The organism is Nocardia sp. NPDC046763, assembly GCF_040645495.1.
In the GTDB taxonomy this organism is placed as follows: domain Bacteria; phylum Actinomycetota; class Actinomycetes; order Mycobacteriales; family Mycobacteriaceae; genus Nocardia.
The window spans coordinates 68275-88636 of record NZ_JBEYYI010000013.1; the positions used below are offsets into that span (position 1 = coordinate 68275).

General features: G+C 68.9%; 19 protein-coding genes. 8 read left to right on the forward strand and 11 right to left on the reverse strand.

The features are described from left to right. Positions 1 to 49: 49 nt before the first annotated feature. From ABZ909_RS21850 to ABZ909_RS21860, 3 genes are all read right to left on the reverse strand, one after another. Positions 50 to 1048, reverse strand: coding sequence for an LLM class flavin-dependent oxidoreductase (locus ABZ909_RS21850; protein WP_357002439.1), 999 nt, complete (start codon positions 1046 to 1048; stop codon positions 50 to 52). Positions 1049 to 1181: 133 nt separating this feature from the next. Next, a complete protein-coding gene (locus ABZ909_RS21855) occupies positions 1182 to 1886 on the reverse strand; it encodes a hypothetical protein (protein WP_357002441.1) in 705 nt (234 codons plus the stop codon). A gap of 371 nt (positions 1887 to 2257) precedes the next feature. Next, a complete protein-coding gene (locus ABZ909_RS21860) occupies positions 2258 to 5155 on the reverse strand; it encodes a BTAD domain-containing putative transcriptional regulator (RefSeq protein WP_357002443.1) in 2898 nt (965 codons plus the stop codon). A gap of 217 nt (positions 5156 to 5372) precedes the next feature. On the opposite strand from ABZ909_RS21860, the gene ABZ909_RS21865 reads away from it, so the two are divergent. The 5 genes from ABZ909_RS21865 (at position 5373) to ABZ909_RS21885 (ending at position 10516) form a co-directional block, all read left to right on the forward strand. Further along, positions 5373 to 6146, forward strand: coding sequence for an RsiV family protein (locus ABZ909_RS21865; protein WP_357002445.1), 774 nt, complete (start codon positions 5373 to 5375; stop codon positions 6144 to 6146). 71 nt (positions 6147 to 6217) lie between these two features. Then, positions 6218 to 8689 carry an MFS transporter gene (locus ABZ909_RS21870; RefSeq protein WP_357002446.1) on the forward strand — a complete coding sequence of 824 codons (2472 nt, stop codon included), beginning with the start codon at positions 6218 to 6220 and terminating at the stop codon, positions 8687 to 8689. A 15-nt stretch (positions 8690 to 8704) separates the two neighbouring features. Next, positions 8705 to 8854: a hypothetical protein gene (locus ABZ909_RS21875; protein ID WP_357002448.1), complete on the forward strand. Its 150-nt coding sequence runs from the start codon at positions 8705 to 8707 to the stop codon at positions 8852 to 8854. A 93-nt stretch (positions 8855 to 8947) separates the two neighbouring features. Then, positions 8948 to 10123: an elongation factor Tu gene (tuf, locus tag ABZ909_RS21880; protein ID WP_357002450.1), complete on the forward strand. Its 1176-nt coding sequence runs from the start codon at positions 8948 to 8950 to the stop codon at positions 10121 to 10123. A gap of 24 nt (positions 10124 to 10147) precedes the next feature. Further along, positions 10148 to 10516 (forward strand): acyl-CoA dehydrogenase family protein, encoded by a 369-nt coding sequence (locus tag ABZ909_RS21885; RefSeq protein WP_357002452.1) that lies wholly within the window; start codon positions 10148 to 10150, stop codon positions 10514 to 10516. Here ABZ909_RS21885 and ABZ909_RS21890 read toward each other — a convergent pair. Together ABZ909_RS21890 and ABZ909_RS21895 are read right to left on the reverse strand one after the other, a co-directional pair. Next, positions 10506 to 11321 carry an SDR family oxidoreductase gene (locus ABZ909_RS21890; protein ID WP_357002454.1) on the reverse strand — a complete coding sequence of 272 codons (816 nt, stop codon included), beginning with the start codon at positions 11319 to 11321 and terminating at the stop codon, positions 10506 to 10508. The genes ABZ909_RS21885 and ABZ909_RS21890 overlap by 11 nt on opposite strands. Positions 11322 to 11331: 10 nt before the next feature. Beyond that, a complete protein-coding gene (locus ABZ909_RS21895) occupies positions 11332 to 11535 on the reverse strand; it encodes a hypothetical protein (protein WP_357002455.1) in 204 nt (67 codons plus the stop codon). Positions 11536 to 11759: 224 nt separating this feature from the next. On the opposite strand from ABZ909_RS21895, the gene ABZ909_RS21900 reads away from it, so the two are divergent. After that, a complete protein-coding gene (locus ABZ909_RS21900) occupies positions 11760 to 12788 on the forward strand; it encodes an AraC family transcriptional regulator (RefSeq protein WP_357002457.1) in 1029 nt (342 codons plus the stop codon). A gap of 15 nt (positions 12789 to 12803) precedes the next feature. On the opposite strand, the gene ABZ909_RS21905 is transcribed toward ABZ909_RS21900, so the two are convergent. Together ABZ909_RS21905 and ABZ909_RS21910 are read right to left on the reverse strand one after the other, a co-directional pair. Further along, positions 12804 to 12935 carry a hypothetical protein gene (locus tag ABZ909_RS21905; protein ID WP_357002737.1) on the reverse strand — a complete coding sequence of 44 codons (132 nt, stop codon included), beginning with the start codon at positions 12933 to 12935 and terminating at the stop codon, positions 12804 to 12806. Positions 12936 to 13313: 378 nt separating this feature from the next. Further along, entirely contained in the window at positions 13314 to 13547 is a 234-nt protein-coding gene (locus ABZ909_RS21910; protein ID WP_357002459.1) for a hypothetical protein, read from the reverse strand. A gap of 238 nt (positions 13548 to 13785) precedes the next feature. Here ABZ909_RS21910 and ABZ909_RS21915 point away from each other — a divergent pair, with 238 nt between their 5' ends. After that, positions 13786 to 14484 (forward strand): lysophospholipid acyltransferase family protein, encoded by a 699-nt coding sequence (locus ABZ909_RS21915; protein ID WP_357002461.1) that lies wholly within the window; start codon positions 13786 to 13788, stop codon positions 14482 to 14484. A gap of 203 nt (positions 14485 to 14687) precedes the next feature. Here ABZ909_RS21915 and ABZ909_RS21920 read toward each other — a convergent pair whose 3' ends face one another. Next, positions 14688 to 15077, reverse strand: a complete 390-nt coding sequence (locus tag ABZ909_RS21920; RefSeq protein ID WP_357002463.1) for a RidA family protein — start codon at positions 15075 to 15077, stop codon at positions 14688 to 14690. A 124-nt stretch (positions 15078 to 15201) separates the two neighbouring features. Then, positions 15202 to 15444 (reverse strand): hypothetical protein, encoded by a 243-nt coding sequence (locus tag ABZ909_RS21925; RefSeq protein WP_357002465.1) that lies wholly within the window; start codon positions 15442 to 15444, stop codon positions 15202 to 15204. Positions 15445 to 15643: 199 nt separating this feature from the next. On the opposite strand from ABZ909_RS21925, the gene ABZ909_RS21930 reads away from it, so the two are divergent. Next, positions 15644 to 16102 carry an SRPBCC family protein gene (locus ABZ909_RS21930; protein WP_357002467.1) on the forward strand — a complete coding sequence of 153 codons (459 nt, stop codon included), beginning with the start codon at positions 15644 to 15646 and terminating at the stop codon, positions 16100 to 16102. A 25-nt stretch (positions 16103 to 16127) separates the two neighbouring features. Here ABZ909_RS21930 and ABZ909_RS21935 read toward each other — a convergent pair whose 3' ends face one another. Both ABZ909_RS21935 and ABZ909_RS21940 read right to left on the reverse strand, forming a co-directional pair. Further along, complete coding sequence (locus ABZ909_RS21935) at positions 16128 to 17678, reverse strand: NAD(P)/FAD-dependent oxidoreductase (RefSeq protein WP_357002469.1); 1551 nt, start codon at positions 17676 to 17678, stop codon at positions 16128 to 16130. After that, the gene (locus ABZ909_RS21940) at positions 17675 to 20320 is read right to left on the reverse strand and encodes an SDR family NAD(P)-dependent oxidoreductase (protein WP_357002471.1); all 2646 of its coding nucleotides are present in this window, start codon (positions 20318 to 20320) and stop codon (positions 17675 to 17677) included. The genes ABZ909_RS21935 and ABZ909_RS21940 overlap by 4 nt, the downstream gene beginning before the upstream one ends. Between the last annotated feature and the right edge of the window lie 42 nt (positions 20321 to 20362).

Consider the following 20362-nt stretch of genomic DNA (forward strand, 5'->3'; position numbering starts at 1 on the left):
TCGGAGCGAAAATTGGTGCGGGCCACCGTGGTCGGGTGATGCCGGTCGGCTAGCCGACGGCGGGAGCGAGTTCGATACGCGAGAGCACCTCGTCGCCGAGCAGGCGCAGGGCGGCCCAGCCCTCCTCGATCGGCAGCCCGCCGATCAGGGGGTTGATCAGGATTTCGGTACGGCCGCCCGCGATCTGGTCCCGCAGCTCGCCGGGGGTGAGGATCTCCAGGTAACCGTGCGCCCGTAGCGCTTCGACCGATTCCGGCACCGTCTCGTGTGGGCGCGGCACCCCGTCCCGCCGCCACGACGCGTACTCCCGGATCTCGGTCAGAATGTGCGGGCCGTAGCTGTGCCAGGCCGCGTCCGGATCGGTGTGCAGCAGGGTGAGTTTGCTGCCGGGTTCGGGCTTGTGGACGAAACCCGCTGTGCCGCAACGCGTCAGCTCCCGGTAGTAGAGCTCCTCCACCTCCGGCATGGCCATCGGCAGCGACAGCGGTAGCCCGAACCGCGCCGCCCGGCGCGCGGCCGCCGCGCTCATCCCGGCGATGAGCAGTTGCGGATGGGGTGTGCTGCAGGGCTTGGGCGTGACGTCGAACGGTTGCCCGTGGCGCTGGACGGGTTCGTCCCGCCAGGCCGCGAGCAGGAGTTCCAGGGCCTCGTCCATGAGCTTGCCTCGCCGCGTGAAATCCCGGCCCAGGGCGACGTATTCCTCGGGCCGGTAACCGATTCCGGCGACCACGGTCAGCCGTCCGCCACACAGATTGTCCAGTACCGCCAGGTCCTCGGCCAGCCGCACCGGCTCGTAGAGCGGCACCAGCAGCGCGCCGATGCTGATCCGCATCCGCTCGGTCCGCGCCGCCACCGCGGCGGCCAGCAGCAGCGGCGCGGGCAGCCACCCGGTCCCCGACCCGTGGTGCTCTTCGCAATTGACGACCGCGAACCCCACCCGATCGGCGTACTCCGCCATCTCCAGTGCGGCCCGGTACCGCTCGCGATGCCCGGCCGCCGGGTCGTCGACATTGGTCATATTGAGCCGGAGCGCGGCCACCACGTTCATTCAGCCAATATCGACTCCGAAACCGCTGCCCGGCAACACTCTTCGCGGCCCCAGCCAGGTACTCGGCGCGAGCCCGCAACCACCGCGAGAGGCTCGCCGTTCACCGGTGCTATCGGCAGGGGTACCGGCAGTGTCAGGGGGATGCGACAGGGTGCGTGGTGTCGTCCAGGAGGCCGAGTTGTGCTGCGCGGGCACCGATCTGGAAGCGGCTGCGCACCTCGAGGCGGATCATGAGGTCGGCGATGTGGCGGCGGTAGCTGCGCAGCGACATGCCCAGCCGGCGGGCGGCGGCCTCGTCGATCAGCCCGAGGTTGAGGGTGTTGAGCACGGCGCGGGCGGTGGGCGTGATCTCGACGCCCGCGGTGTCGAGGTGCCCGGCCAGGCCGTGGCCCGACTGCCAGCTCAGCAGGGCGAACTGGTACAGGGCGCGCAGCAGGGCCGGCTCGCGGACCAGGTAGGCGTACGGGTGGTCGGCTCCCGCGCCGCTCCACAGGACCGCGGCGGTGCGGTCGATGATCAGCACATTGTGAAAGTCGTTGTCGGTGACGCGGATCTGCGCGCCCTGCGAGGAATGCCGCAGCAGGGGCCGGCGGTCGCGCAGTTCCAGATAGTCGGGGGAGTAGAGCAGCCGCACCTGCTTGCCCGCGGCCAGCAGGTCGTCGACGACGACCTGCCCGAGCCGCAGGTGATCACTGGAGTGGGTGGGATTGGAGACCGCCACCACCGCCTCCCGCCGGGCATGGCGGAGCAGGTGGTGGACGTCCTGATCCCAGTGCCCCTCCTGGCTGAACCGGACGATGCCGGTGGCCAGGGCGCCGGTCTGCTGTCGCTGCATCACTTCCCCGATCGTGACAAGGGGACCGGTCGCTCCCGGTGAATCTGGCAGCTTCCTGCCAGCCGGGCGGATCCGGCCTCGCGGCTTCCTACCTTTCAGCCTATGCACATCAGTTTCAGCGATGAAACAGAACCGGCTGCGCGTGTATTTCGCCGACTCGTGGCCCCGGAGGTGCGGGCGGCGCTGTGCTCGGCCGGACGCGCCGCCGACCGGTGCGGCGGCGGCTGTCCGATCTGCATGAGCCGGATGCGTACCCCTCGTACGCACGCGGGACGTGCCCTCTCATCGCGCGCGAGTACCCCGGGTGTTGCAGACCCGGGGAACCCGCGTGCGTGCAGGCTTCCACGGGCCGATAAAAAGCGAATAAACGTTCTCTATCTGGTGGCCGGTCCCGGTGCGAACAGCGTCGCCAGTGTCGGTGCGGGCAGCCCGGCGCGGCGGAAGATCTCGGCCGCGTCGGCGTGCTCGCGGGCGGCGGCCTCGTGATCGCCGCGGGCCGTGCGGGCGGTGGCGCGCAGGGACAGCGCCCGCGCCCGGTCGAGCGGATCGGCCGCCTTGCTCAGCAGCCGCAGGGCCTGGGTGGCCTCGCATTCCGCGGCGGTGTCGTTCCCGGCCCGCAGGTGGATCTGGGCCAGCCGGGTACGCGCCCAGCCCTCCCATAGGCGCACGCCATTGCGATGGGTCATGCGCACCGCGTCCTCGGCCAGTTCCAGGGCCGGCGCGTGCTCGCCGAGCATCGAACGGGTGGCGGCCAATTCGTGGGTGGCCCAGCTCAGCGCGACCGCGTTCGACGACTCCTGGGCCAGCGCGATGGCGCGCTCGGCCACCGCCACCGCCTCCGCGTACTGGCCCGATTCACACAGCGTGCGGGTGGCCAGGGCCAGGATCCACGCCTCCAGCGACCGATCGTCGAGCGCGCGGGTCCAGGCGATGGCATTGGCATAGTGCCGGTGCGAGTCCTTGGTATTGCCGGTGCGCCGATCCGCCACCCCGAGCAGGATCTCGGCCAGCACCTGCAACCGCCGCTCGGCATCGTCGGCGGGCTGCGAAATCGGTTGCAGGAACTCCAGACTCGCCCCCACCTCGCCCAGCCCGATCTGCATCATGGCGCCCAGCGCCACCCGCAGCCGCCGTGCGCTGGCGTGGTCGCCGTCGCGGATCGCGGTGTCCAGCAGGGCCTTCAGGCCGTCGGCGAACTCGCGAGCGCGGCTGCCGGTGTCCATGAGCTCCGACATCACCCAGGCCAGATCGGCCGCCAGCGCCACCGCCTGCCCGCCGAGCCGGGCCGCCTGGCGGTGCAGCGCGATGATCACCGGCCGTTCGACATCGTTCCAGGACTGGCCTTCCGCCCCGCCGGCGAAGGTGTGGCCCGGCACGGTGGTGGGCACCAGCAGCAGCGTGGTGTTGCTGTAATCCAGTGCGCCGAGCAGGTTCTTGGTGCTGGCCAGGTAGTAGTCCAGCAGCCGGACCACGATCTCCGATTCCCGTTCGTTGATATCGCGGTTCGCGGCGGTCCCGGCCAGCCGGACCGCGAACAGCCGCAGCAGGTCGTGGAAGCGGTAGCGGCCGGGCGCGGGCGTCTCCAGCAGGCTCAGATCCACCAGCGATTCGCACACCAGCTCGGCCCGCGTCACCGGCACGCCCAGCAGCGCCGCGGCCCCGTCGACCGGGAAGTCCGGTACATCGGCCCGGGCCAGCATGCGAAACGCCCTGGCCTGCTCGGTGTTCAGCTGTCCGTAGCCGAGGCGGAAGGCCGCTTCCAGGGTGAGGTCACCGGTTTGCAGCACCTCGAGGCGCTGGCTCTCGTCGGCCAGCCGCTCGGCCAGCGAGGCGATGGTCCACTGCGGCCGCACCGCCAGCCGCGCGCCGACGATGCGCACCGCCAGCGGCAGGCAGGCGCACTGCTCGATCACCGCGTAGGCCGCATCCCGTTCGGCCGCAACGCGTTCGGCACCCAAGATGCGGGTCAGCAGCGTCATGGCCTCCTCGCGCTCGAGCACGTCGAGGCGGGTGCGCCGTACCGCGGGCAGTTCGGTGAGTGCGGAACGGCTGGTGATCAGCACCGCGGTACCCGGGGTGCCGGGCAGCAGCTGCGCCACCTGGGCGCTGTCGCGGGCATTGTCGAGCACCACCAGAATCCGCTTGTCGCTCAAAAGCGTTCGCAGGTGCGCGGCCCGATCGTCCACGGCGGGCGGGATATCGCCCTCGGCCACTCCGAGCCCGCGCAGGAATCCGCCCAGCGCATCCCCGGGTGGGATCGGTTCGGGGTCGACGCCGCGTAGGTTCACATACAGCTGTCCGTCGGGGAACCGGTCGCGCACCTGATGGGCGATGTGCAGGGCGAGAGTGGTCTTGCCGACCCCACCCATGCCGCCGACCGCCGAGATGGCCACCGCCGGTCCGTCGCCGGTGAGCTGGGCCGCGATCTCCTCCGCGACCCGGGACCGGCCGGTGAAATCGGCGATATCGGGCGGCAATTGGGCCGGGGTGACCACCGCGCGGGCGGGCCGCAGCACGGGCGGCAGCTCGGCGCGCAGGATCCGCGCGTGCACGTCGCTCAGTTCCGGCCCGGGCTCCACGCCGACGCCGTCGACCAGAGCGCGGCGGGCGCGGCCGTATTCCTCGAGCGCCTCGGCCTGGCGGCCGGAGTGGTACAGCCCGGTCATGAGCAGTGCACGGAAGCGCTCCCGGAGCGGATGCTCCTCGATGAGCGGCCCGAGTTCGGCGACCGCCTCGGCGCTGCGGCCGGTTCCGATATCGAGGGCGAGGCGGTCCTCGAGGATCGAAAGCCGCCACTGTTCGAGCCGCGCCCGCTGCCGCTCGGCATAGGGCCCCGGGAGTCCGCCCAGTGCGGCGCCCTGCCAGCGGGTCAGCGCCGACTCCAGGGTGTCGCGGGCACTGACCGGATCCTCGTAGCGCAGCCGCTCCGCCGCGGCGACCTCGCCCTCCACGTCGTGAATATCGGTGCGCCCGTGCGGGAGTCGCAGGGCGTAGCCGTCACCGATGGAGATCAGCAGGGTGGAGGGCCCGCGGTTGACGCGGTCGGGTTCCAGTTCACGCCGCAGTTTGGCCACATGGGTGCGCAGCGCGGGCACGGCCCGCAGCACCGGGTCCTCGCCCCAGATCCCCTCGACGAGCTCGGCGGCGGTGACCGCCTTGCCCTCGCGCAGGAGCAGTGCCGCCAGCACGGCGCGGCGCTGCGGCGGACCCAGATCCAAGGGCGTGTCCCCACGCCATGCGCGGACCTCGCCCAGTACGGCAAATCTCAACAAACCGACCTCCCCGTTCAGCAGTCTAGATGGGTCGAGAGCCGACTATCCTGCACCGATACGGCCTTCCCTCGGGGAATGGGTCCGTGGTCCGGACCGTCATCCATCCTGCGCGTCACATCGGCCATTGGTGGGTCATTGGCCGCTTCCAAGCGGCGAGGCCGACTCTGATCGCGGGCGCCGCGTCGAGACGGACGCCCCCGATCGTCTGGAGGACCCCATGCGGCTGAAGTCCGCCACCGTCGTCGCCCTGTGCGCCCTGGCCCTGGGACTGGCCGCCTGCGAGGCGGAACACGCGTCCACCGGTCCGGGTGGTGTCGGCACGCCGGTCGCGACCATCGAACCCGCCGCTGACCAGCAGCGCGGGCATGGGCGCTTCGTCGCCACCACCGAGCACCTCACCAGCAGCGGCACGGGCGGCGTCCGCTTCGACATCGACGTGCCGCAGGTGCGGGTCGAGGGCACGGGCGTGAACTGGTCCGCCGGACGGGAATTCAACGACGCCATGGCGCAGGGGCTGTGGACCTATGTCGACAAGCAGCAGGATCCCGCGGTGATCACCGACCCGAACAAGTCGAGCAAGGTCGAGCGCATCGGGACGCACGTGCTCAGCGGGGTGCTGTACCTGCGAGTCGATTTCCACGGCGCGCACCCGGAGGACCGGCTGTTCTCGCATGTCACGAATATCGATGCCGCGCAGGAGATCACGCTCGCGAACCTCTTCACCGATGAGCAGCAGGGGTTGAATGTGCTGGCGGCGCAGACGAAGACACAGCTGGCCCGCACCCGGGTCGCCGGTGTCGTCCGGTTCGACGACGTCAAGGCTGCCGCCACCACCTTCCAGGTCTGGACCGCCACCCAGGCGGGACTGCACGTGTACTTCCCGCAGGGGCAGATCGGGCCCGAGGCGGCCGGCGTCGTCGACGCCACCGTCCCGTGGCCGGACCTGAACGGCGTGCTGAAGCCCGGCATGCTCGCGATGCTGTCGAGCTAGCGCCGGTCCGGCCGGCCGCCACGCCGATCGAAACCGGACAGCCGGTCCCGCCTGGCACGTAACCTGTGGTCGTGGCAATCGGTGACACGTCGCGCGGTGCGGCGCGACCCGGAATCGCGCTCGCCACCCTCACCGCGGTCCTGTTCGTAACCTTCCTCGACACCACCGTGGTCTCCGTCGCGCTGGCCGACATCCGGTCGGAGCTCAGCACCGATGTCATGTTGCTGCAGTGGGTGGTCAATGCGTACACCCTGGTCTTCGCGAGCTTCATGCTGGCGGCCGGATCCCTGGGCGACCGGTGGGGACGCAAACGGGTCATGGTCGCCGGCCTGGCGATCTTCTGTGCGGGATCGGTGATTTCGGCGCTGGCGGCGAGCGTGCCGATGCTCATCGCCGGGCGCGCGGTCATGGGACTGGGCGCGGCCGCTTCCGAGCCGGGCACGCTGTCGGTGCTGCGGCAGGTCTTCCCCGATCCCCGCACCCGCGCCAAGGCGCTCGGAGTATGGGCGGCGGTGTCCGGTCTCGCCCTGGCCGCCGGGCCGGTGCTCGGCGGCGTGCTGGTCGGGGGATACGGCTGGCGATCGATCTTCTGGTTCAACCTGATCCTGGGCATCGCGGTGCTGGCCGCCGCGCTGCGGTATGTGCCCGAGAGCGCGGATCCGCAACCGGGGCAGCTGGATTGGCTCGGCTCGTTGCTCGGCGCGATCTTCCTCGGTGCGGTGATCTACGCCGCGATCAGCGGGGAGGACCGCGGATACGGTGCGCCCTCGGTGGTCGCGTTGTTCGTACTGGGTGGGCTCGCGTTCCTCGCGTTCGTCGCCGTCGAGAACCGGGTTCGTAACCCCGTCTTCGACTTTCGCTATCTGCGGCTCCCGCCGGTGCGCAGCGCACTGCTCGTCGCCTTCGCGGTCTACTTCGGGGTCTTCTCGATCTTCTTCTTCACCGCGCTGTATCTGCAGGTGATGATCCACTACTCGGCCGGGCGGACCGCGGCGGTGTTCGCGCCGATGGCCGTCGCGATCATGTTCGGAGCGGTGGCCGCCGGATTCTGGGTCGCTCGTACCGACGCCCGCACGCCGATGATCGCCGGCTGTGTCGTGGGTGCAGCGGGCATTCTGCTGACCCGGCACGCGCTCGACGGCACGGTGGAGTTCGCGCCGCTGGCCGCAACGCTGGCCGTCGCCGGTCTCGGGTTCGGCGTCGCCGTGGTGCCGCTCACCGCGGCGGTGCTGACCGGTGTACCCGCCGCGCATTCGGGCATGGCGGCCGCGGCCACCAACACCATGCGCCAGGTAGGGACGGCCGTGGGCGTCGCGGTGCTCGGCTCGCTGGTCAACGGTTTCCTCACCGCCGACCTGCGGACCCGCCTGACAGCGCTGGGCCTGCCCGCCAACCTGCAACCCATCGCCATCGACGCGGTCGAACGCGGCCGCATCCCACCGGGCCTCGACCTGGCCACGGCCATCAAATACGCACCGCACGTCCACGAGGTCCTGCAGACGGCGACCGTGGCCTTCCGGCACGGACTCGATGTGGCGCTGGTGGTTTCGGCGCTGGCGATCCTGACCGCCGGGGCGTTCACCGCGCTCACCGGGCACGACGCCGACTCCGTACGTTGGTGGCGCGAACTGCCCCCGGCCATGGGGGCTTTCGTCATGGCGACCGGAATCGTTTCCGTCGGAACGCATCTCACGGGGTACGAGACGATCTCGCGGCTGCTGCTTGCGCTCGCGGGAATCATCTGGCTGGTGCTGGCCGCCGATTTCGCCTCCCGGCAGCTGTGGAATCACGACCGCTGGGAATCCGAGGCCGGCACCCCGGCCGCCCTGACCGCGGTGGCCGCGACGACCGTCCTGGGTAGCCGGCTGTGCCTGCTCGGCTGGCAGGTCGTGGCCATCGCCCTACTCGTGGTCGCGATGGTGGTGTGGCCGGTGCTGCTGGTCATGGTGATCCGGCACTGGGAACGGCGGATGCCCGGTGCGGTGTTCCTGGTCTGCGTGTCGACCGAGGGCCTGTCGGTGCTGGCGGCCACCCTGGCGCAGAATGGCGCCGGCGACTGGCTCGCCGGCGCGGCACTGGTGTTCTTCGTCCTCGGATTGCTGTTGTATCCGGTGGCCTTCGCGCATTTCGACATCGCGGAGATCTGGCGGGGCGCGGGGGACCAGTGGGTCATGACCGGTGCCCTCGCGATCTCGGCCCTGGCCGCCTCGAAACTCAGCGCCTGGCAGCAGTGGACGGGAACCCCGCATACGGTGCTCGGGGCAGTGACCCTGGCGCTGCTCGTCGTGAACCTCGGCTTCTACGTGATTCTGGTTGGGGCCGAGGTGATTCGCTTCCGCCCCGGATACAGCGTGCGGCGCTGGGCGACGGTGTTCCCGCTCGGTATGACGTCGGTCGCGGCGCTCTCGACCGGCGCCGGACTGTCGCTGTCCTGGGCGCGGACCCTCGGCCGGGTGCTGCTCGTGGTGGCGATCGTCGTCTGGCTGCTCGTCGCGGCGGAACTCGCCGCGACCCGCCGGCCCGGCCGGGCGTCGGATCCCTGAGCGACGGCGTGCCGGGTGGCGGTCGGGAAAACCGATTGCGCCCGAGCCGATCTGCCCGGCACGATCGTCGGCATGTTCGCGCAGTCCATCGCCGCATTCCCCGCAGTCGCGGGCGCGATGGCTGCTGCCCTGGTGGTCATCGCATTCGACGGCGCACGACGCTGACCTTCTCCGGGACGTCCCGGGACCTCAGACGGGGAAGGTCGGCTCGCTGCTGAGGTCCCCTCGAAACCTTGACTCCCGGTTGGAGAACCAATCATGGCCAAGCAGGCCTATGTCCGCACCAAGCGGCACCTCAACATCGGAACCATGGGGCATGTCGACCACGGCAAGACCACGCTGACCGCCGCCATCACCAAGGTGCTGGCCGAGCGCGGCGGCACCGCCTTCGTACCGTTCGACCGCATCGACCGGGCGCCGGAGGAGATCGAGCGCGGCATCACCATCAATATCGCGCACGTCGAATACGAGACGGACACAAGGCATTACGCGCATGTGGACATGCCGGGGCACGCCGACTTCGTGAAGAACATGATCACCGGCGCGGCCCAGCTGGACGGGGCCATCCTGGTGGTGTCGGCGGACGACGGCGTCATGCCGCAGACCACCGAGCACGTGCTGCTGGCCCGGCAGGTGGGCGTCGAGCACATCGTGGTCGCGCTCAACAAGGCCGACATCGCCGACGGCGAGTTGCTGGAGCTGATCGAGCTCGAGGTGCGAGAGCTGTTGTCCGCCAACGGTTACGACGGCGACGGCGCTCCCGTGGTGCCGGTGTCGGGGCTGCGGGCGCTGCAGGGCGACGAGCGCTGGTCGGCGCAGCTGCTGCGCCTGCTCGACGCCGTCGACGACTACGTGCCGATGCCGGTGCGCTACCTCGACGCGCCGTTCCTCATGCCGGTGGAGAACGTGCTCACCATCACCGGTCGCGGCACCGTCGTGACCGGCGCGGTGGAGCGCGGGCGCGTCCAGGTGGGCGACCGCGTCGCGGTGCTCGGCTTCGGCGGCACGATCGAGTCGGTGGTCACCAGCCTCGAAACCTTCGGCCGGACCATGGAATCGGCCGAGGCGGGCGACAATGTGGCGCTGCTGCTGCGCGGTGTGCAACGCGGTCAGGTGGCGCGCGGCCAGGTGGTCGCTGCGGTCGGCAGCATCGCGCTGCACACCGGGTTCACCGCGCGGGTGCGGTTGCTGACGGCGTCCCAGGGTGGTCGGCGCACGCCGATCGTCACCGGATACCGGCCGCAGTTCTTCGTCCGCACCGGTGACGTCTCCGGTCAGGTTGCGGTGCCGGAGGGCCGCGCGATGCCGGGCGAGACCGTCGAGGTGGCGGTCACGCTCGACCGCGCGATTCCGCTGGAGCCGGGGCTCGGCTTCGCGGTCCGTGAGGGCAACCTGACGGTCGCCGCGGGCACGGTCCTCACCGTCGACGGCTAGCGGCGAACGGATCCCGGCCACCCGGTGTGGCCGGGATTCGAACGGGGCCGCAACCTCGACAAACTCGGCTTGCACTCGCAGGACACGGCCGAGCCGAGCGTCACCGATGTTCGGGTGCCCAAGGAGAACGTGCTGGGTGAGGTGGGACGCGGCTTCGAATACCGGATGCGCAATCTGGCTCAGGAACGCATGCAGATCTCGGTGGCCTGCCTCGCGCAGGCACGGGTCGCGCTGCGCACGACCATCGAATATGTCGGCGGCCGTGAGGCTTTCGGGCAGCCGCTCGGGATCTGGTGGACGCGGTCGGCCCCCTCTCTCCTGCAGGAATCTTTGCCCTTTAATCCTTTGCCTCTTCGGGTTTCGGTTCTTCGGCCTTTCGTTCTTATCGTTTGAGCCCTTGGGCGGTAGCGATCAGCCGCTCCATCGCAGTGCGAGGCAGGATGCGGCGGATGGCGAACATCAGCGGGGCATTGCTTCCTACCGCATACAGCGGCTTCGGTCGGTCCGAGTCGGCTGCTGCCACAATGGTTTCCGCGACCTTCTCGGGCGGGATCCCCTTGCTCATCTGACTGTCGAGCTTGGCCATGAACTTGGTGAACTCTGCGGCGTGCGGAGAACCTTCGGCGATGTATTTCATCCGGCGCTCGCTCAGGCCGGTGTCGATCTGGCCGGGTTCCACGGTGGTGATCCAGACCCCGTACGGCGACTCTTCGAACCGGGCGGCTGTCGCGAAACCGCGCAGTGCCGCCTTGGTCGCCACGTACGAGGAGCGGTAGGGCATGGGGAAGCTGCCCAGCATGGAACCGACCATGACAACTCGCCCGTAGCCTCGCTCGCGCATCCCGGGCAGCACCGCCTGTGTCAGCGATACCGCACCGAACACGTTGAGCTGGAACAGCCTTTCGATCGCTTCTCGGGGCAGTTCGGCGAGCGGTCCGGCCTGGCTTTCTCCAGCGTTGTTGATCAGGATGTCGATTGCGCCGAGTGCGGTGGTGAAGCGGTCGATCGAGTCGAGGTCGGTGATGTCCAGCGCGCGGTATTCGACTCCGGCCACGCGGTCGGCGGCGGCCATGGCGTCGGGGTTGCGGCTGGTGCCGATCACCTTGTGGCCGCTCGCCGCGAAGGCAGCGGCGGTGGCCTTGCCGATGCCGGAGGACGCGCCGGTGACAACGACGGTACGGGTCGTGTTGCTGCTCATACGGCAGACGTTATCGGGCTCGGTGGGACTCCGGCCAGGTGGCGGGCCGGCGTTGCGTCTGGATGTCGGGCCACGAGCGCAGGACCTCGGTGCAGCGGGCCTGGCGGTTTTCCGCGGCCGATTCGCCGGTAGCCGACCGGATGCCGAGCCAAATGCCGATGCCGAAGGCGGGTGCCGTCAGTGCGGGAATTAGCAGGATGGCGGTGGAGCTCATGGTGGGAAGACCTCGATTGCTGGTCGTCGTCCGGACTGGATGTCGATGAATCGCACGGGGGCAGCGGCTGTTACGTGACGAATCGCGTGTCGCCCGAAATGCATCATGCGTCGCATTCGAATCTGTCGGTTGCGCCACACCGGACGGTCTCTCGTTGATATGTTTCGCCAACCCGATGGGGAACAGACATTTGGTCGGGAGTAGTCGAAGAGGACGACGCGTACATGTTCGACTGGGATCTAGTCAGGAACACCTCCGGCGTGCACATCGTGACGCGGCTCGCGGAGGAACGGGGGATGCCGGTGGGGGAGTGCCTGGCGGGCACGGGAGTGCCGCACGAGGCGGTGATCGATCGATACGCGGACCTGTCTGCGCGGCAGGAACTTACGGTGGTGCGCAATCTGCTCGCTCGGTTCGGGGACGAATCGGGGCTGGGCGTGGAGGCGGGTCTCCGCTATCGCGTCTCGCTGCGCGGTCCGTGGGGGCTGGCTCTGCTGGCCAGCCGCACGCTGCGGGACGCCGTGCAGGTTGCCCTGCACTGCGTGGAGCCGGCGTTCGCCTTCGGCCGGTTGAGCTTCGAGGAGGCGGACGGCGAAGGGCGGCTGCGGTTCGATGATCGGGAGTTTCCCGAGGATGTTCGCGCCTTTCTGGGCGAGCGGGTCATGGCAGGTGTCCAGGTGATCGCTCGGGAATTATTCTCTGTCGGAGTTCCGGTGCGGCGCTTGAGTTTCCGGCACCGTGCCCCCGCCGATACCGCGCGATATCGGTCGGTCTTCGGGGTGGAGCCGGACTTCGGCGCGGCCGGCACCGAGCTCGCGTTCGACGCCGCCCATCTGGATGTCGCGCTGCCGCAGGCCAACGAGTGGGCGCGCAGCAGGTGCGAGCAGATGTGCCGGGACCTGCTGGCCCGCCGCCACGCTCGTACCGGCGTTGCGGGCGCGGTGCGGGATCTGCTGATCCGCAATCCGGGCGTGCTTCCGGACCAGTCGGCGGTGGCGGCCGAGATGTACGTCAGTGCGCGCACGCTGTCGCGGCGGCTCCACGAGGAGGGCACCTCCTTCCGTACTCTGCTCGACGAGGTGCGGCAGGCACTGTCGGAGGAACTGCTCAACCGGACCGATATGACCACCGAACAGGTGGCGGCGCGGCTGGGCTACGCCGAGGCCGCCTCCTTCATCCGGGCCTTCCGGCGGTGGCAGGGTTGTCCGCCCCAGGAGTATCGCGCGCGCGGCAGGATGCCCGAACTCGTGTAGGCGCGTCGTTCGGTGTCAGTGTTCCGCGGTCAGGAAGGTGCCCGCGCGGAGCGTGGTGCCGAAACCGGGCGCGAATTCGCCGTACTCGTAGACCAGGTGGCCGCCGACCACGGTGGCGGCCACCGCACCATCATTGCGGTTAACCATGCGCTGCAGGCTGGCGTTGATCGCGGCGGCGGCTCGCCCGTGGCCGGGGGAGAGGCGTTGCCGGTGAACGATTCTGGAAGCGACCCGGAAGGCCTCCGAGACTGGTGTCGGTGGCGACCCCTGGTGCTCACCACGAGCCGAAGGTGAAGGCCCACACCAGAAGTGGTAACGCAGGTAGCCGCTCCGTCGGTGCTGTTGTCCCACTCGCTCGGCGTCCATGTCTGTCGGTGCTCGGCCTGCGTGGCGCGCTCGTCACCGGGTCACGGTCCGGGACCGGCCATCGTCTCCCAGGTCGCGGCGCTCCATGCGCTACCGGAGATCGAATCGGATTCCGACGTAATGGTTTTCATCACCAACTGACCGATCGGTGAACAGCGTTCACGGCGGTGTGGGGCAGAACGGTTCGCATGATGCGGGCGATGTCGGCGCCGGTGTCTGCGGTTCGTCGAAGTGCGCGGTGCTCACCAGCAGCAGGATTGCGATGGCGATTACGAGTACCGCGGCGGACGCGGTCGCCACGACTCCCCAGTTGAGTTTCGGGAAGGTGATGACCTTGGTACCGTCTTCGACGACGAGGAACAGCACCGCCGCATTCGCCGGAGATCGGGACAATTGAGACAAAACGGTGTGACGCCACCAGTTTCCAGTCATGGCCGCACTCGACCCTTTACTGAATTCTTTTTGCCATTCTGCTGTGAGTACAGCAATCTTCAGGCTACGCCCGAAAAGTGGGCATAGCAATCTGCTATGGCATGGCTTCCGGTCGGCCCCTGAGTAGTTCTGCGGTGACGCGCGCCCCGATGCCGGGTGAGGATGAAAACCATTGCCGGACTGTCCATGTGAGAGAGCGATGAACACCGAAGCACGACGTCCCAAAGGGCTGGGCAAGCGAGCCTGGCTGACAACGCACCTGGTCCGACGTCTTCTCCGCACCCTGGCGTGGTCGAACTTCGTCCACGTCACCGTGATCGGCCGCGACCGGACTCCGAAAACCGGCCCGGTCATCATCGCGAGCAACCACATCTCGATGCTCGACGCGGTTTTCCTCTGGGGAGCGCTCCGCCGACGCGCCATCGCCATTGCCATGGCCGAACTGTGGTCCTGGCCGGTTATCGGCTGGCTTGTCCGCCGCCTGGGCCAGATTCCCGTTATTCGCCGCGACCCCGACTCCGGCCGCAATGCCATGGCCCTAGCAGAGCAGATTCTCCACCACGGCGGCGTGCTCATTATCTACCCGGAAGGCCGCCTGGTCGCATCCGGCGACCACGAGCCCTACAAACCCGGCGTAGCCAATCTGGCCCTGACAACCGGCGTCCCCATCATCCCGGTAGCCACCACCGGCACCAACAAAGTCCTCCCCATCCGCCGCGCCGCCACCGATGGTCACCCCTTCAACCGCCGCCACCCGGTAACCATCCACTTCGGCGCCCCCATCAACCCCGCCGACTTCGACGATCTCGAAAAACTGCTGGACCACCTCCGCCACCAAATCGAAGCCCTCCAAACCCCTCGACCCCGCCCCGCCCCCGACCACCCGATCGATTCCTGATGGCATCGTCATGTTCACGGTGTCCGGTTGCCGCGTGAATGTGCGAGTAATCCCAGGCCGACTCTGGTCGGTGGTCGACAACGTCATGGATCGGGATCCCCGGGCCTGGTGGATGCGTCACTGGCTCCTCGGAACCCAGTGCATCGAATCCACCGAGGCCCAGGGGCCGACCGAGATTTCCGACGCGTGAAGGAAGAGCGCGGCTACGGGAGTACCGCGTCGGCTTCTATTTCGACCAGGAGGTCCGGGTCTATCAGTTGGGAGATTTGGAGCATGGTGGCGGCGGGGCGGATTTGGGCGAAGACCTCGCCATGGGCCTTGCCTACTTCTTCCCAGCGGGAGATGTCGGTGACGTAGATTCGTGTGCGGATGACGTTTTCGAGAGAGGCGCCGACTTCGGTGAGCGCGGCGGCGATTCGGCGGAGGGCCTCGCGGGTTTGTTCGGCGATATCGTCGCCGCCTACGGGCGGGCCGTCGGGGGTGGCGGCGGTGGTGCCGGCCACCGCGATCCATTGGCCGATGCGGACCGCGCGCGAATAGCCGACGATCGGCTCCCATTGGGCACCTGAGGAAACAAGCTGTCGAACGGTCATCGTCCTATTCTGCACACCGCCGGGAGTTGGCTGGTTCAGCAGACCCGAGCTACCTCCGCGCTACAGGACGACCCCGTTGCGGAAATGGTGCGTCACCGGTCGGGCAGGGCCTGGCACAGGGCTTTCAGTGCGGGGCCGAAACCGTGGTGGGGGTGCCGCAGCCGATTGCGCCGGAGGAGAGGACGTCGGCGAGGGTCAGCTGGGTGATCACGCCGGCCCGCATTTCCCGAGTTCCTTTGGCGGACAGGACATTGTCGATCAGGAAATCGGGGAGCACCATCCAGTCCAGCCGCAGTGCGGGAGACAGGCTCTTGGTGCCGGAACCCCGATGGACCCGACGCGCGTATCCAATCTGCCACGGCCGCACGGCGTTCCGGACGCAGCGGTCCGCCCCTCGGGTACTGGTGCGCCGGGGTGAGGAGCGCGGCCCGGGTGTCGGTGCCCGCAAGCTCTTCCACCGCAGCTGATCCTCGGCGGCCGGGCCCGAACTCCCCGGCTCGCCATCGCTTGGTCGCTCCCGCCTCCCCGGGCGCGGTGGCCGGCTCGAGGGGTGGTTCGATCGGGGTATGAGTGAAGGTGGAGCAGCCAGGCGAGTCGTGTCCGCAGAGCGTGAGGTAGCCGCGGGTGCCGAGCGGATATTCGAATTGATCGCTGATCCGGCGCAGCAGCCGCGCTGGGATGCGAACGACAATCTCGCACACGCGGAGCCCGGGCAGCGGGCGCGGTCGGTCGGTGACGTCTTCGAGATGACACTCACCAATGGAGCGGTCCGGGAGAATCGGATCGTCGAATTCGAGGAGGCGCGCCGAATCGCCTGGCTGCCTTCGGAACCCGGCGCGCAGCCGCCCGGGCACCTGTGGCGGTGGGAGCTGGAGCCGTTGGGCGACAACCGGACCCGCGTGACCCACACCTACGACTGGACCGATCTGGCCGATGAGAAACGCCTGGTCCGGGCGCGTGCCACCACCTCGGAGATGCTGCGGGGATCGGTGGATCGGCTCGCGGCGCTGGCCGAGGAGCAGTGATCGGCCTGCTGCACGCCCGGGGCTTTCAGGAGGCAGCGTCCTGGAGCTCGCGCACCGCTGCGGCGGTGTAGCGGTAGTCGTCCAGCGGGAAATGCCGATTCTCCCAATACATTTCCAGCTGGGTGGAGGGCCGGAAGGCCGCGCCGTCGCCCTGGTAGTTGATGTAGTAGGTGTTCGAGGTGATGCAGCCCTGGGTGAACAGGTGGGTTCGCTTGGCCCGCCTGTCCATCCGGGCGAAGTACTCGTCGTGCGGCTGCTGCCGCACCTCCACCCGGGTCGCGCCGCGCCGGCGGGCCTCTCCGATGACCCGGGCCGCGTGCGCCGAGGTCGATTCGATCAGCGGGATATACGAGCCGGGCGCGTAGGCGTAGGGCCCGACGATCAGGAAGGCATTGGGGAACCTGGGCACCGACACCCCCTGATAGGCCTGGAAGCGGTGCTCGTCCCAGAACTCGCCCAGTTCGAGCCCGTCGCGACCGTAGATCGGGTAGGGCGGCGTGTACCCCTTCTCCATCACCTTGAATCCGGTGGCGCACAGCACCATATCGAATTCCCGCTCCCGCCCGTCCGCGCTGACGACGCCGGTCGGCGTGAAATGCTCGATGGTCTCGGTGACCAGATCGACCTGCGGCAGGGTGAAGGTCTTGAAATAGGAGTTCGAGATCGACGGCCGCTTGCATCCGAATCGGTAGTCCGGCGTCAACTTGCGGCGCAGCTCGGGATCGCGTACCTGACTGAAAAGAAAGGCCTTCATGGCGGTTTCGGCCGCCGTCATACCCATCGAGGTCAATCGCGGATAGTTGGAGATGGCCAGCCCGGCTCCCAGACCCGCGTTCACGCCCACATTGCCGACGAAGCGCACCGTCCGCTGCAATGGCGCGAAGTTCAGCACCGCATTCGCGGCCGGCCCCATGGGGAAGTCCACCTTGGGTCCGATCCAGATGGCCCGCCGCTGATACACGGTCAGCTGCGCGACTTCCTTGGCCAGTTCGGGAATCACCTGCAGCGCCGTGGCTCCGGTGCCGATCACCGCCACCCGCTTACCCCGGTAGTCGTAGTCGTGATCCCACCGGGAACTGTGCATGATCTTGCCGGTGTAGTCGCCGATCCCCGGAATATCCGGATTGTGCGGCTGCTCCAGCCCGCCGACCGCGCCGATCACATAACGTGCCGTGATCTCTGTGCCGTCCTCGAGAGCGATCCGCCATACATCCCGCTCCTCGTCGAAAACCCCTCGCACGACGCCGGATCCGAGCCGCAGCTTGCCGCGCAGCCCCTGCCGATCGACGACCTCCTCCGCGTACCGCTGCAATTCCGCGCCCGGCGCGAAGAACCGCGACCAGTGCGACCGCGGCTGAAACGAGAAGTTGTACACCGGCGACGGAATATCCACGGCCACACCGGGATAGGTATTGGCGAGCCAGGTGCCGCCGACCTTCGCCCACTTGTCGACGAGGACGAAGTTCTCGACCCCGATCCGGCGCAGCGCGACACCCGCGCCGATCCCGCCCAGACCCGCGCCGACGATCACGACCTCATGGGTGGGCCGGGGCTGGGAACCATTGGTAGCGTTCATGACTGAGACCTCATGTCCTGGGACGAATCGGATTCGAGAGGGTCGCCGGACTCGGCCGTCGCGCGCGCCCGCGCGATGACCTCCGGAAGCTGTTGCCGCCGTAGCTTGCCCGCGGTCGTGCGCGGCAGTTCGGACACGAACACGATGTCGCGCGGCACCTTGTAGCCGGCCAGTGTGGCCTTGATGTGCCGTTGCAGGGTGCGTGCCCCGGCGTGCGCCCCGGCCCGGAGCACCACGGCCGCCGCCAGCCGCTGCCCGAAATCGTCGTCGGGCACCCCCACGGCCCCGGCGTCGGCCACCGCCGGATGCGCCAGCAGTGCCTCCTCGACCTCCTGGGGGAAGACGTTCTCGCCGCCGGAGACGATCATGTCGTCGGAGCGGCCGTCCACGAACAGACGGCCCTCGGCATCGACATGCCCGAGATCGCCGGAGTCCATGTGCTGTCCGACCATGTCCTTGGTCCGGCCGTCGCTGTAGCCGGCGAACAGGCTCGGGTTCTTGTTGACGATCCGCCCGGTGACACCGGCGGGCACCTCGTGGCCCTCGCCGTCGACGATGCGGATGTCCACGATCCCGGCCAGCGGCCGCCCCACGGTCCCGGGCGCGGCCCTCAGGTCCGCGGGCGTGGCGAAGGTCCCCACGCCGGTCTCGGTGGAGGCGTACGCATTGAACAGCACCTCGCCGAACTCGTCCATGAAGGCGGTGGCCAGCCAGGGCGGCAGGGGAGCGGCCCCGCACATCACCATGTGCAGGCTGTCGAGGTGATAGCGGCGGCGGTCCGCCGCCGGGAGATCCATGATGCGTTTGAGCATGGTCGGTACCAGACAGGCGATCTGCACACCGTGCCGCTCGATATCGGCGAGCACGGTTTCGGCGTCGAACCGGTCGTGCACAATCGCGGTCGACCCGAGCAGGAATGCCGCGCCGATCGCCAGGAACCCGTAGGTGTGATGCAGCGGCGGCGCGATCACCATGGGCCGACCGAGCCGCGGAATCGGTTCGATCCGGGCCAGGTCGCTGAGCGCGAGCACCATGCGTGGGCTCAGCCCGGCCAGCACGGACCGCGCGCCGAGTGTGCGGGGCACGCCTTTGGGTACTCCGGTGGTGCCGCCGGTGAGCAGAATGATCGAGCCCCCACCCGCGGGTTCGCGCACCCGCGGCCCACCCGCGGCGACCAGGCCCGCGACGGTAGGCAGGCCGTCCGCGGCCCCCCGCACCACCACCCGCCGACCCCGATAGCCGGATTTGTCGATCGCGGTATGGAATTCGCCGTCGTACAGCAGCAATTCCACGCGTTCGCGGTCGAGCACCTCACCGATCTGCGGCCCGGCGAAGCCGTAGTTCAACGGCACCAGATCCGCCGACAGCCGCGCCGCCGCATAGGCCGCGATCACGAATCCCCGGTGATTGCGGCACAGCACCCCGACCCGCTGCCCACGCCGCACATCCCAGTGCGCCCGCAGCGCCGCCGCCAGCCGCTGCACCTGCCGATCCAGCTCGGCGGCGCTGATCGGGCCCTCGTCGTCGATCATGGCGGGCCGATCGGGGAACCGTGCGGCGTACACCGACAGGGCCGTGGCCGGCCCCATCCCTTCGCGTAAGGCCCGGGCCAGCTGGGGAATCCGGGTGGGCGGCACCAGGTTCAGCGCGCCGCTGGCCGGAATCCACCCGGCCACCGTCACCGCGTCGTCGAGCAGGTTGGCGGCCCGCTCGACCCGCCCGATCGGCCCGGCCCAGTCGACCGGCCGATTGTTCCAGTTCCCGGCCTTCGCATAGGTGGTCAGCAGCCGTTGCGCCGCACGGGAATTGTCCAGTGCATAGGACAGGGGCGCGCTCGCCCGCTCCCACCACGGCCGGATCGCCAGCGGGCGGTCCACGATCGCCCGGCACACCATGCTCGCCGCCTCCTCGGTCGACATGCTCGGGGTGTAGCGATAGATCCGGTACGGACCCAGCATGTCCGAGCGCACCAGCTGCAGGTGAACAGTCGTGACATCGATGCCGTCCGCCCGCAATTCCGGTGCGGCGCCGCGCATCCAGGAATTGAACGCCGACTTGGAGGCGATATAGGCCGTCCAGCCGACACCCGGGCCGTGCACACCGGCGGTACTGATATTGACGATGTGCCCCTGACGGCGCCCCCGCATGGACGGCAGCAGGCTCAGCACCAGACGCATGGGGCCGAGAAAGTTGATGCGCGCGGTGTCGTCGAAATTGTCCCAGCGGTCCAGCGAATCCGACAGCCAGCGGCGAATCGATTTACCGGCATTGTTGACGAAGACATCCACGTGCCCGTGCTCGGCCAGCACGCGGTTGATGAGTGCCGCGCAGGCCTCGGTATCGGAGAGATCCGCCGGATAGGGGTGGACGGTTCCCGGGAATTCCGCTGTCTCCGTCCGTAATTCCGCCAGCAGGGACTCGCGGCGGGCGACCGCGAGCACGGTCGCGCCATTGGCGGCCAGGCGCCGCGCGGTGGCGCGCCCGACGCCCGAGGACGCACCCGTCACCAGGATCACCCGGCCCCTCACGGCCGGTGCCAGGCGGCGGTCGCTGATGCCGTATCCGGTCGCGCCCAGCGCGATCCGGACCGATTTCGGCAGTTCCATCATGGGCTCGACTTCCTTGTCGAACGGCGGGGTCAAGCGGGCAGCCGCTCGAATTCGTAATCCGAGAACGGAAAGTGG

Bases quoted from the DNA above. Each gene is read 5' to 3' on its own strand.
- ABZ909_RS21895 (WP_357002455.1), bottom strand. From the start codon at position 11,535: ATGAGCTCCACCGCCATCCTGCTAATTCCCGCACTGACGGCACCCGCC.
- ABZ909_RS21850 (WP_357002439.1), bottom strand. From the start codon at position 1,048: ATGAACGTGGTGGCCGCGCTCCGGCTCAATATGACCAATGTCGACGAC.
- ABZ909_RS21915 (WP_357002461.1), top strand. From the start codon at position 13,786: ATGAACACCGAAGCACGACGTCCCAAAGGGCTGGGCAAGCGAGCCTGG.
- ABZ909_RS21930 (WP_357002467.1), top strand. From the start codon at position 15,644: ATGAGTGAAGGTGGAGCAGCCAGGCGAGTCGTGTCCGCAGAGCGTGAG.
- ABZ909_RS21900 (WP_357002457.1), top strand. From the start codon at position 11,760: ATGTTCGACTGGGATCTAGTCAGGAACACCTCCGGCGTGCACATCGTG.
- ABZ909_RS21905 (WP_357002737.1), bottom strand. From the start codon at position 12,935: ATGGTTAACCGCAATGATGGTGCGGTGGCCGCCACCGTGGTCGGCGGC.
- ABZ909_RS21865 (WP_357002445.1), top strand. From the start codon at position 5,373: ATGCGGCTGAAGTCCGCCACCGTCGTCGCCCTGTGCGCCCTGGCCCTG.
- ABZ909_RS21890 (WP_357002454.1), bottom strand. From the start codon at position 11,321: ATGAGCAGCAACACGACCCGTACCGTCGTTGTCACCGGCGCGTCCTCC.
- tuf (WP_357002450.1), top strand. From the start codon at position 8,948: ATGGCCAAGCAGGCCTATGTCCGCACCAAGCGGCACCTCAACATCGGA.
- ABZ909_RS21935 (WP_357002469.1), bottom strand. From the start codon at position 17,678: ATGAACGCTACCAATGGTTCCCAGCCCCGGCCCACCCATGAGGTCGTG.
- ABZ909_RS21920 (WP_357002463.1), bottom strand. From the start codon at position 15,077: ATGACCGTTCGACAGCTTGTTTCCTCAGGTGCCCAATGGGAGCCGATC.